We start from the raw sequence: 11,720 nt of genomic DNA on the forward strand, positions 1-11,720 counted from the left end.
TGATCCGCCGTAAAGTGCTCACCAACTGAGCACTTTTTCTGGGAATCTGAATTCATGCGCGCCGACCGACTCGTAGCCGCTCTGCTCCTGCTGCAATCGCGGGGGCGGGTGACCGCCGCCCAGCTCGCCGAGGAGCTCGAGATCTCGGTGGCCACGGCGCGCCGCGACCTCGAAGCGCTCTCCGCCGCAGGCATTCCCGTATATCCGCAGATGGGACGCGGGGGCGGCTGGTCGCTGATCGGCGGTGCGCGCACCGATCTCAGCGGACTCTCCGCCACCGAGGCACAAGCCCTGTTCCTGCTCGTCGGACCGGCCGCGGCGGTCTCCGGCGAGGCGAAAACCGCACTGCGCAAACTGGTTCGGGCCCTGCCGCAGACCTTTCGGGAGGAAGCCGAGGCGGCGGCGCACGCCACCCATATCGATCCGACGCGATGGGGCGAGCCCGAGAAGCGGCGTCCCGCCATGGTCGAACTGCTCCAGGCCGCCGTGGTCCGGCGTCGCAAAGTGCGCCTCACCTACGAGAACGTGCGGCATCAGCGCTCCGAGCGCCTCATCGATCCGTGGGGCTTGGTCGACAAGGACGACGACTGGTATCTCATCGCCGGAACGGACAAGGGGCAGCGCACTTTTCGCGTGGACCGCATAGTCGAGGCCGAGCCGACCGAGGAACCCGCGCACCGACCCGACGATTTCACCCTTGCCGCCGCCTGGGAGGAGGTCGTCGGCGAGATGGAGCGCAAGCGCTCGCGCACCTGGGCCACCCTGCTCATCGAAACCCGGTACGTGCGCGTGCTGCGCGATCAGTACGGTCGGCATTGCGAGACCGAGGCCGATCTCGACGACGGCCGCAGCCGCGTGCGGGTCGGCGCGCCCACCGCCCTGGATATCGCCCGTCACCTGGCCGGATGGGGTGCGCTGGTGCAGGTGCTCGAACCGCCCTCGGTGCGCGCGGAGCTGGCGCGCATCGGGGCCGAACTCCGCGCGGGCTACGGGCGAGACGATCTTAACGACAACATGTAGTAGACCGGGTGATTCGCCGATATCGGTCCCCGCTACCATCGTTGCGTGCTGTCACGCGCATTCCAGCGACTCGCCGACCTGTTCCCGCTGCCCTCCCTGCGGGTGCAGCGCATTCTCGCCTTCGCGGTGATCCTCACGCAGGCGGGCATTTCGGTGACGGGGGCCATCGTCCGCGTCACCGCCTCCGGGCTCGGCTGCCCTACCTGGCCGCAGTGCTTCCCCGGCAGCTTCGTCCCCGTGACGGTGGCCGAAGTACCGGTGGTGCATCAAGCCGTCGAATTCGGCAATCGCATGCTCACCTTCGTGGTGTGCCTGTTCGCCGGTGCCGTGGTGCTCGCGGTGACGCGGGCGCGGCGGCGGCGCGAGGTGCTCGTCTACGCGTGGCTCATGCCCGGCGGCACCGTGGTGCAGGCGATCATCGGCGGTATCACCGTGCGCACCGGTCTGCTGTGGTGGACGGTCGCGGTGCATCTGCTCGCCTCGATGGTCATGGTCTGGCTGGCGGTGCTGCTCTACGCCAAGATCGGCGAACCCGATGACGGGGTGGAGGCCGCGCAGGTGCCACGGCCGCTGCGCTGGCTGACGGCCGTGAGCGCCGTGGCGCTGTCGGCGACCTTGGTGGCGGGCACGCTCGTCACGGGCGCTGGGCCGCACGCGGGCGACAAGAGCCTGGAACGGCCGGTGCAGCGGCTCGAAGTCGAGATCACCCCGCTCGTGCACCTGCACTCCGAACTGCTCGTCGCGTATCTGGCGCTGCTCGTCGGGTTGGGTTTCGGCCTGGTGACCATCGGCATGAACCGCGCGATTCGGACGCGGTACATCGTGTTGATCGCGCTGGTGTGCAGTCAGGCTCTCGTCGGTGTCGTGCAGTACTTCACCGATGTACCGGCCGCTCTGGTGGCGATTCACGTCGGCGGCGCGGCGGCCTGTGTGGCGGCGACCGCGGCACTGTGGGCGGCCATGCGCACGCGCGAACCGGTGCCCGCCGAGACGCGCGAACCGATCGGGAAGTCCGCCTAGCAAACCCTGGTTTCGGAATCGGCGGAGCCGCGCCCAGCGCGGCGCGCCGTATCCGCAATCGAAGGCTTCCACCTGCGTGTCTGTTAGACACAAGGGATGAATGCGAGAAATCTGACGCTCGCTACCCTGGCCTTCGCGCTCACCTTCTGGGCGTGGAATCTGATCGGCCCGCTATCGGGCAGCTACACCGATGATCTGAACCTCTCCCCCGGCCAGACCTCCCTGCTCGTCGCGACTCCGGTACTGGTCGGCTCGCTCGGCCGCATTCCCGCCGGTGTACTCGCCGACAAGTACGGCGGGCGGCTCATGTTCGCCATCATCTGCTTCGTCTCGATCATTCCGACGCTGTTCGTGGGCTGGTCGAATTCCTATGGCGCGCTGATCTTCTGGGGTTTCTTCCTGGGTATCGCCGGTACCTCATTCGCGGTCGGCATCCCGTTCGTGAACGGCTGGTTCGAACCGTCGCGCCGCGGCTTCGCCACCGGCGTCTTCGGCGCGGGCATGGGCGGCACCGCCCTGTCGGCCCTGCTCACCCCGCGCCTGGTCGACCACTTCGGCCGCGCGGAGACCCACGTGTTCATGGCCGTCGCACTGGCCGCGATGGGCGCGATCATGTACCTGTTCAGCCGCAATGCTCCCGGCTGGACACCGGCCACCGACCCCGCCCTGCCCCGCATCAAGGAAGCCCTGAAACTCAAAGCGACCTGGCAGGGTTCGCTGCTCTACGCGGTCGCCTTCGGCGGTTTCGTCGCCTTCTCCACCTACCTGCCGACGGTCCTGCGCAATGTCTACGAATTCGCCCAATCCGATGCCGGTCTGCGCACCGCCGGATTCTCCATCGCGGGTGTGCTGGCCCGCCCGATCGGCGGCACCCTGTCCGACAAGCTCGGCCCGGTCAAGGTCTTGGCGATCTCGTTCGCGGGCACGGCGGTCATGGCGGTGGTCCTGTCCTTCGAGCCGCCCGCCGAATTCCCCGCCGGACTCAGCCTGGTGCTCATGGCGTTCTTCCTCGGCCTCGGCACGGGCGGCGTCTTCGCGCTCATCGCCAAACTCGTGGACCCCTCGCGGGTCGGCACGGTGACGGGTCTGGTCGGCGCGGCCGGTGGTCTCGGCGGCTATTTCCCCCCGCTGGTCATGGGTCTGGTCTACAGCTCCCAGCACGACTACACCATCGGGTATCTGCTCCTGGCGCTCACCGCCGCGGGAACTCTCGCCTACACACTGAAGGTCGGCCGAGAAATCAAGGCCGGGTGACCTTTCGCACAACCTTCAACTTCATTGAAGGTCGGGATTAAGCTTCAGTCATCCTGAAAGTCAGAGGAGTTCCACGCTCGCTAGGAGACTCGAATGTCTGTATCCCGCCGCATATTCGTCGGCGCCGGACTGGCCGTGGGCGCGGTGGCGCTGACCGGATTCCCGGCCGGGGCCGAGGCCGACCCGCTCGCGCTGCCCGCGACATCCCTTGCCGCCGAGGCACTTCGGCTGATCACCGCCGAACAGGAGCCGTATCTGCGCAATCACAGCATCCGCTCGTATCTGTTCGCCTCGGCGATCGCCCGCGCGCAGGGCCTGCGCCCCGGCGACGATTTCGACGACGAGACCATGTTCCTCATCTGCGCGCTGCACGATATGGGGTTGACCGAGAGCGCCAATGGCGACCAGCGATTCGAGGTGGACGGCGCGGACTACGCGGCGCAGTTCCTGGAGAACAACGGCGTGCGCGATGCTCGAGTCGATATCGTCTGGGATGCCATTGCCGCGCATACGACCAGCCTCAGCGGTTCCCCCGTGTACCGGCGACGGCGTCCGGCCGAGATCTGGCTCTCGGTGGACGGCATCGGCATCGACATCGGCGCGGGCCCGGACGCCCTCCCGGCGGGCTACGCCGATCTGGTGCTCGCCGCGTACCCGCGACTGGGTGGCAGCCGGGCGCTGAGCGATGCCCTCGAGGCGCAGACCGTCGCCAAACCGCAGAAGGCCGTGCCGGGTTCGTTGGCGGCCGAGGTTGTGCGCCAACGGCATCCGCATCTGGTGCCGTCGTGGGAGCAGATCCTGGCCGCCAACGGCTGGAACGACTGATCAGCGCACCGGCGCCGCGGTCACATTCCAGAATTCGGCGTAGCGTCCGCCCGCGCGGAGCAGGTCGTCGTGGGTGCCCTGCTCCGCGATGCGGCCGTTGTCGAGGAAGACGACGTGGTCGGCGGTGCGGACGGTGCGCAGGCGGTGGGCGATCATGACGACCGTGCGGCCCGCCATGAGGCGGGCGATACCTTCGTGCACGGCGGCTTCGTTGACGGGATCGAGTGCGGAGGTCACCTCGTCGAGCAGCACGATGGGGGCGTCCTTCAACAGGGCTCGCGCGATCGAAACGCGTTGGCGCTCACCGCCGGACAGCAGCGCCCCGCCCTCGCCGACCTTGGCCGACCAGCCGCCGGGGAGGCGTTCGATCACCTCGTCGAGGCGGGCGGCGGTGGCGGCCGCTCGCACGTCGGCATCCGTGGCGTCGGCGCGGCCGAGGCGAATATTGTCCTCGATGGTGCCGTCGAAGAGGTAGACGTCTTGGAAGACGATGGCGAAGTGCTCGGTCAGCGCGTCCACGCCGATCGCCCGGACATCGACGCCGCCGATGCGGATCGCGCCCGAGTCGACGTCGTAGAAGCGTGAAAGCAGTTGCAGTACCGTGGTTTTGCCCGCCCCGGACGGCCCGACTATGGCCAGGCGCTGCCCCTCGGGCACGGTCAACGACACATCGTCGATGACGGTGTGGTCGTCGCGGCGGAAGGTGACGGAGTCGAATTCCAGGTCGTATCGGTCGGGCCGAATCGTATTGGGAGCCTCCGGTAGTGGTTCGGTGTTCAGGACCGCGTCGAGCCGGGCCAATACGCCACGCGCGCCCCGCAGTTGGCCGCCGATATCGGTGAGCGACAGCAGCGGATCCGCGCAGCGGGCGGCCAGAACCAGAATGGCCAGAACCTCTGCCGCGCCGATACTTCCGCCGAGCGCGAGGTAGGCACCGAGGGTCAGCAGCACGGTGAACATGGCCTGCACCGTGAGGGTCAGCCCGACGACTCCGGGCAGCGCGGCCAGCGTCGACCGGCGTGACGCGCGCTGGAGTTCCCGCAGCGAATCGTCGAGCAGTCCGAAGCGTTCGACGGTGCGCCCGCCCGCGCGCAGAACCGGTTGCGCCTGAAGGTATTCGATGACACGACTGGTCGCCACATGTCCGCGTTCGGTGGTCTCCGCGTCGCTGGCCGCCGTCGACCGGGCCGTCCACACCTGGACGACGGCGACGACGGGCGCGGCGAGCAGCGCGGCCAACCCCAACTGCCAGTGGAAGCCGAGCATGACGACCACGATCGTCAGCGGCGTCACGGCGGCGGAGATGAACGGCGACAGCAGATGCGCGATCACGCTCATCGCCTCCAGCACACCGCGACTCGCGAGCACCGACACCTCCCCGACCCGGTCGGTGCTGTACCAGCCGAGGGGCAACCGGGCCAAGTGATCACCGAGCCGGTGGTACATGCCCCGCAAAAGCGTTGTCCCGGCGCGGAATCCGGAGAGATCGCTGAGGTAGCGCAGCACCGCGTAGACCGCGATCGCGGCCCCGAACGCCAGCAGCCAGGGCCGGGCGTCGCCGGGAGTGTCGCCGAACAACGCCCGCAGCACCGGGACCAGCAGCGCGTAGGACAATCCCTCCACCACGGCCGTCGCCACCATGAGGGCCACGGTGCGCCGCACCGGCGGCGCGTACTCGGGTCCCAGTACCCGCAGCAGCATTCGAATCATCGGTGATCGTCTCCTCGCATCGCGCCAGTGGCTGTTTCGATCTCGTCGGCGAGCGCCGAGCGGTGGGAGCGCCAGAACGCGGCGAACTTGCCGTCGCGCGCCAGCAGTTCGGCGGGCGGGCCGCTCTCGGCGATGACACCGTCGTCGAGCACCACGACGGTGTCGGCATCGGTGACCGTCTCGAGGCGGTGCGCGATGACGAGGATGGTCCGCTCCCCCGCCAGCGTCGCCAGCGACCGCCGCACCGCCTGTTCGGTCTGCGGGTCGGCGAAGGCGGTCGCCTCGTCGAGCACCAGCACGGGTGTGTCGGCGAGCAGGGCGCGCGCGAGTGAGATGCGTTGCGCCTCACCGCCGGACAGTCCGGCGTCCTCCCCGACCACCGATTCGTAGCCGCGCGGCAAGCGCAGAATCCGATCGTGGATATTCGCCAGCCGGGCGGCGCGTACCACATCCTCGAGGTCGGCGTGCGGTACCGCGAGCGCGATATTGTCCGCGATGGACGCGCGCAGCAGCCGTACGTCCTGGAAGACGAACGACACCTTCCGGTAGAGCTCACGACTGCCGATCTCGCGCAGATCGACGCCGCCGAGGGTGATCGCGCCGTGCGTGGGATCGAAGAAGCGCGGAAGCAGCTGCACCAGTGTGGATTTCCCGCTGCCCGACGGTCCGACCAGCGCGGTGACCGTCCCCGGTTCGAGCACGAGGTCGATGCCGCGCAGCACCTCACGGTCGGCGTCGTAGCCGAATCGGATGTCCCGCAACTCCACCCGGTGTCCGCGCGGCGCGGTCGGCCGCGCGGGTTCGGGAAGCGGTGGCACCGCGAGCACATCCCGAATGCGACCGACGGCACGCCGGGCGGCCTGCATATCGTCGAAACCGTGCCCGAGCGCCGCCACCGGCGCGGTCAGCCCCAGACCCAGCAGCAGGAACGGCAGCAGATCGGCCGGAGCCAGTGACCCGTCGGTGATCAACACCGCCCCGCCGACGAGCACGACCAGCAGTACGAACGGCGGTGACAGCGCGAGCTGCATACCCGCCGCGATGGGTGCGAGCCCGCGCACCCATCGGAAGAAGGTGCCGACGAAATCGTCCACGGCCGTGCGGAATTCACGATGCGCGCGCCCGGAGCCGCCGAACGCCTTGACCACCGCGATGCCCTGCACGAATTCGACCACGGAATTGGCCACCCGTCCCATGCCCGCATCGAACTCCTCCTGCTCGCGCAGCCGCGTCGGCGTCATCATGAGCGGGACCAGGGCAATGGCCAGCACCACCGGAATCAGGGTGATGAGCGTGAGCCGCCAGTCGATGGTGAACAGATAGATCAGCGACACCAGGGGCACCACGAACGCGGAGACGAGCTCCCCCGGGGTGTGCGCGATGAACGGATGCACCGCGCCCACGTCATCGCCCACCAGCTGCGACAGCTCACCGGTGCGCCGCCGCGACAACCACCCGATCGGCACACGTCCCAAGCGCGCGGCCAGCTGCCGCCGCAACGACAGCTGCACCCGATCGTCGAGCAGGTGGCCGATACCCGACGAGGCGGCCGTGAACACCAGCCGGACCAGCAGCCCGAGCGCGCCCGCGACCACCACGAGCCAGACGTGCCCGTGGTCGATCGGACCGGGCGACAACAGGGTTCGTCCCAGCTCGACCACCGCCAACAGTGGTGCCAGGCCCGCCAGAGCACCGATGACCTGCGTGATCACCACCGCGGCGAAACCGCCGACGAACGGCCGCAACAGCGTCGAAAGACGTTCTTCCCCAGCGGGTTCCGCGACGACCGGCGGCGACTGATCCCTCGCATCGGCGAGGTCGACGGCGCTCATCGCGTCGCCCTCGAGACCACGGTCGGAATCCGAACTCCGCGTGCGGCTTTGCCTCGCATGATGTGCCCTCCGAGCTCGTCGTGATGGTCCGGCCGCTGACTGCGACCAGCGGCCGGGCCGCTGTCTCCACCAGCGGCGTAGCGCTACCCTGACAGCTGTGACCGTGGGCGCACTTTCGGAAATATGCGGTCCGGCGAACTCGCCGGTCGTCTGGGTGCGCCCGGGACATGTCGGCTACATCGGCCCCGATCTCGGCGTCGACCCGCACTCCCCCTCGGTCGCGGTGCTCAGCGTCGGCCTGGACGGCCCGCTCGTCCTCGACACCGCCACCCACGGGCAGATCCGCACCGGCAGCTCCTTCGCCCCGGCCCGCGCGGTGCACCGGGTCAGCGCCGAGGGCTGGATCCTGCTGCTGTTCGTGGACCGCACGAGTTCCTCGGCGACCGCCATCGCGGCGGAGATGACCGCCACCGCCGGGCCCTACGGCCTGCACCACCGGCGCGAACGCGACATCATCGAGCACTGCCGCGCCCACCCCGTGGACCCGGACCGAATCTTCGCCCAGGCCAATGCCGTTCGACCCCGAGCCGCCGACCCGCGCATCGCCGCCCTGACCGCCGATATCGCCCGTGACCCGACCCGCACCTTCCGCGCCGAGACGGTCGCGGCGGCCATGGGCCTGTCCACCCCGCACTTCCTGCGCCTGTTCAGCCAGCAGTGCGGCACCACCTTCCGCGGCTACCAGCGCTGGGCGCGCGTCATCCACGCCGTGCGCTCCGCCACCGCGGGCCGCGATCTCACCAGCAGCGCGGTCGACGCCGGGTTCGCCACCCCGTCACATTTCAGCGAAACCTTCCATCAGATATTCGGATTGTCCGCCAGCGCGGTACTGCGCGCCGGTATCCACTTCGATTTCGGAACCGCACCCGCGAGTTGACGATCCGCGCAGCGAACGCAGCGCCGCGCGGAGAGGTTGGCTAGCATCTGACCGGCGGCTGATACGCCGCGCTGACAGTGTTTGTCGATGAAAGGGGGCGCGTGAGACAGATTCTGTTCGCGGCGATGATCGGACTCGCGGTATCGATTTGCCTGACGCCGTTGCTGATCAAGATATTCGCGAAGCGCGAACTCGGGCAGGAGATTCGCGTCGACGGCCCGCCGACGCACCACTCCAAACGCGGTACGCCCACCATGGGCGGAATCGCGATCATCGTCGCCATGTGGGCCGGATATCTCGGCTCACATCTGATCGGGCTGCGCTACGGCGCGGACGGAATCTCCGCCTCCGCGCTGCTGGTGCTCGGATTGGCCACCGCCCTCGGCTTCGTCGGCTTTCTCGACGATTCCATCAAGCTGCGACAACGACGCAACCTCGGGCTGACCGCGACCGGCAAATACATCGGGCAACTGTCCGCCGCGGTGATTTTCGGCGTCCTGGCGCTGGGCTTTCGGAATGATTCGGGCCTGACGCCCGGCAGCCGCGATCTGTCCTACGTCCGCGATTCCTCGATAATTTCGCTGGGCACCGTGTTCTTCCTGCTCTGGGTGTGTTTCCTGGTGGTGTCCTGGTCGAACGCGGTGAATTTCACCGACGGCCTCGACGGCCTGGCGGCGGGGTCGATGAGTTGGGCGCTGGGCGCGTATGTGCTCATCACCTTCTGGCAGTACTCGAATTCGTGCGCCAGCAGGCCCAGTATGGGCTGCTATCACGTGCGCGACCCCTTGGATCTGGCGCTGGTGTGCGCCTCGGGTGCGGCGGCGTGTATCGGATTCCTGTGGTGGAATGCCGCACCCGCGAAGATCATCATGGGCGATACCGGGTCGATGGCCTTGGGCGGCATGCTCGCCGGACTGTCCATCACCACCCGCACCGAACTGCTCATGGTGGTCGTGGGCGCGCTGTTCTTCGCCGAGATCCTGTCGGTGCTGCTCCAGATCGCGGTGTTCAAGACCACCCGCCAGCGCCTGTTCAAAATGGCGCCGTTCCATCACCATTTCGAGCTCGCGGGCTGGGCGGAGACCACGGTGACCATCCGATTCTGGCTCTTGAGCGGTATCGCGGCGGCCGTTGGCCTGATGCTGTTCTACGCCGAGTACCTCGCCGCGCACGGCTGACTCAGAAGCTCTGCCACGCGGGCTTGTTCCGCACCGCGAACCGGTAGTAGTCGATGGCCTTCAGATTCGCCGCGGCTGCCGGGTCGACGATGACGGTCACGTGCGGATGCATTTGCAGGATCGACGCGGGGCAGAAGGCCGAGACCGGCCCCTCCACGGCGGCGGCCACCGCGTCGGCCTTGCCCTCGCCGGTGGCGATCATGACGAGATGGTCGGCGTCGCCGATGGTTCCGAGGCCCTGGGTCAGCACGTGGGTGGGCACCTGGCTCAGGTCACCGTCGAAGAACCGGGCATTGTCCTCCCGGGTCTTGGGTGTGAGGGTCTTGACTCGGGTGCGCGAGCGCAGCGAGGAGCCGGGCTCGTTGAACCCGAGGTGCCCGTTCGCGCCGATGCCGAGAATCTGCACCGAGATGCGCCCGGTGCCCGCGATCTTGCGCTCGTAATCGGCCGCGGCGGCGGGAATGTCGTCGGCGCGGCCGTCGGGGCTGTGCACGTCGGTGTCGGTGAAGTCGACGTGCGAGGTGAACTCGTCGCGAATGAACCGCGCGTAGGACTGCGGATGCCCCTCGGGGAGCCCGATGTACTCGTCGAGCAGAAACGCCTGCACGCCTTGGAAACTCAGGTCTTCCTCGCGGTACTGGCGAATCAGTTCGCGGTACGCGCCGAGCGGCGAGGAGCCGGTGGCCAAGCCGATGGCGCGCGCCCCGCGGCGCACATGGTCGGCCATGATGCGGCCAGCCAGTACTCCGGCTTCGGCCGCGTTGTCGGTGATCACGAGTTCCATTCGAGTCCGTCCTTGTACACGGTCAGTGGGTTCAATCGGGCATCGGTGACGAGCACATCGGCGCGCATACCGGTACGCAGCGCGCCGACCCGATCGTCGAGGCCGAGCAGGCGCGCGGGGGTGGCGCACGCCGCGGTGGCCGCCGTCGTCAGATCGACTCCGGCCTGGAATACGGTGCGGCGCAGCACATCCGCGGCGGTGGCGGTGCCACCGGCGATCGCGCCCTGCCCGCAGGGGTCGTACAGGCGCGAAACACCGTCGGCCACCACGACATCCATGATGCCGAGGTGGTAGCGCCCGTCCGGCATTCCGGCCGCCGCCATGGCGTCGGTGATGAGCGCCAGGTTGTGCGCGCCGAGGGTGTCGAACACCATGCGCACGGTGCCGTCGGCCAAATGCACGCCGTCGGCGATGACTTCGGCCACCACATCGCCGCGCCCGGCCGCCGCCATGGCCGCGGTGAGGAAATTCGCGTCACGATGCGCCAGGCCGGGCATGGCGTTGAACAGGTGGGTGATGGAGACGCGGCGGCCCGATCGAATCGCCTCGACGGTGCGCTCGTAGTCGGCCACTGTGTGCCCGAGCGAGAGCAGCACATCGGCCCGGTTCACCAGGTCGGCGAGTTCGGCGAAGTGCGCGGTCTCCGGCGCGATGGTCACCGAGACGATTCGTCCGCCACCGTGTTGCAGCAGCCGCGCCAGCATGGCCGGATCGCCGGGGACGATCCGCGCGGGATCGTGCGCACCGGGCCGGTGTTCGCTGATGAACGGGCCCTCGAGGTGGATGCCCGCCACGAGTCCGGCGTCGACGGCCTTGCCGAGCAGCGCGATCTTCTCCGTCAACTCGGCCTCGGTGCCGGAGACGAGCGAGGCCACCAGGGTGGTGGTGCCGCGCGCCCGGTGGAAGCCCGCGGCCGCCACCACACCGTCGTAATCGGTTTCCGGGAAACCGAATCCGCCGCCGCCGTGGCAGTGCACGTCGATCAGACCGGGCAGCAGGATCGGCGGGTTCGCCGCCAGCTCGGGCAGGTCACCGTCGAATTCCGCTGCCGGACCGACGAAGTCGAGCAGCGGGCCGTCGAACGACAGCACACCGTCGGCGAGTTCGCCCGCCTCCGTGAGGGTGACGACTCGCCCGCGTAGCGTGGTTCTCACCAGGCG

The 11,720-nt window shown here is 68.6% G+C and carries 10 protein-coding genes; 6 read left to right on the forward strand and 4 right to left on the reverse strand.

Annotation, left to right across the window (positions count from 1 at the left end; translation table 11 throughout):
- Positions 1-54: 54 nt before the first annotated feature.
- From ACIBH2_RS05095 to ACIBH2_RS05110, 4 genes are all read left to right on the forward strand, one after another.
- Complete coding sequence (locus ACIBH2_RS05095) at positions 55-1,020, forward strand: helix-turn-helix transcriptional regulator (protein ID WP_397113609.1); 966 nt, start codon at positions 55-57, stop codon at positions 1,018-1,020.
- Between the two features lie 45 nt (positions 1,021-1,065).
- Positions 1,066-2,040, forward strand: a complete 975-nt coding sequence (locus tag ACIBH2_RS05100; protein ID WP_397113611.1) for a heme A synthase — start codon at positions 1,066-1,068, stop codon at positions 2,038-2,040.
- Positions 2,041-2,136: 96 nt separating this feature from the next.
- On the forward strand, positions 2,137-3,294 hold the full coding sequence (locus tag ACIBH2_RS05105) for a nitrate/nitrite transporter (protein ID WP_397113613.1): 1,158 nt from the start codon (positions 2,137-2,139) through the stop codon (positions 3,292-3,294).
- A gap of 93 nt (positions 3,295-3,387) precedes the next feature.
- Positions 3,388-4,119 (forward strand): HD domain-containing protein, encoded by a 732-nt coding sequence (locus ACIBH2_RS05110; protein WP_397113615.1) that lies wholly within the window; start codon positions 3,388-3,390, stop codon positions 4,117-4,119.
- Here the strand turns inward: ACIBH2_RS05110 and ACIBH2_RS05115 are convergent, their stop codons facing one another.
- Together ACIBH2_RS05115 and ACIBH2_RS05120 are read right to left on the reverse strand one after the other, a co-directional pair.
- Positions 4,120-5,829, reverse strand: coding sequence for an ABC transporter ATP-binding protein (locus ACIBH2_RS05115; RefSeq protein ID WP_397113618.1), 1,710 nt, complete (start codon positions 5,827-5,829; stop codon positions 4,120-4,122).
- Positions 5,826-7,661, reverse strand: coding sequence for an ABC transporter ATP-binding protein (locus ACIBH2_RS05120; protein ID WP_397113620.1), 1,836 nt, complete (start codon positions 7,659-7,661; stop codon positions 5,826-5,828). The genes ACIBH2_RS05115 and ACIBH2_RS05120 overlap by 4 nt, the downstream gene beginning before the upstream one ends.
- A 157-nt stretch (positions 7,662-7,818) precedes the next feature.
- Here ACIBH2_RS05120 and ACIBH2_RS05125 point away from each other — a divergent pair, with 157 nt between their 5' ends.
- Positions 7,819-8,598 carry a helix-turn-helix domain-containing protein gene (locus ACIBH2_RS05125; protein ID WP_397113623.1) on the forward strand — a complete coding sequence of 260 codons (780 nt, stop codon included), beginning with the start codon at positions 7,819-7,821 and terminating at the stop codon, positions 8,596-8,598.
- Positions 8,599-8,699: 101 nt separating this feature from the next.
- Positions 8,700-9,776: a phospho-N-acetylmuramoyl-pentapeptide-transferase gene (gene mraY, locus ACIBH2_RS05130; RefSeq protein ID WP_397113625.1), complete on the forward strand. Its 1,077-nt coding sequence runs from the start codon at positions 8,700-8,702 to the stop codon at positions 9,774-9,776.
- A 1-nt stretch (position 9,777) separates the two neighbouring features.
- Here the strand turns inward: mraY and nagB are convergent, their stop codons facing one another.
- Both nagB and ACIBH2_RS05140 read right to left on the reverse strand, forming a co-directional pair.
- Positions 9,778-10,560 carry a glucosamine-6-phosphate deaminase gene (gene nagB, locus ACIBH2_RS05135; RefSeq protein WP_397113627.1) on the reverse strand — a complete coding sequence of 261 codons (783 nt, stop codon included), beginning with the start codon at positions 10,558-10,560 and terminating at the stop codon, positions 9,778-9,780.
- Positions 10,548-11,714, reverse strand: coding sequence for an N-acetylglucosamine-6-phosphate deacetylase (locus tag ACIBH2_RS05140; RefSeq protein ID WP_397113629.1), 1,167 nt, complete (start codon positions 11,712-11,714; stop codon positions 10,548-10,550). The genes nagB and ACIBH2_RS05140 overlap by 13 nt, the downstream gene beginning before the upstream one ends.
- Positions 11,715-11,720 lie beyond the last annotated feature (6 nt).

Origin of the sequence: Nocardia sp. NPDC050406 (assembly GCF_044459025.1) — a bacterium.
GTDB lineage: Bacteria > Actinomycetota > Actinomycetes > Mycobacteriales > Mycobacteriaceae > Nocardia.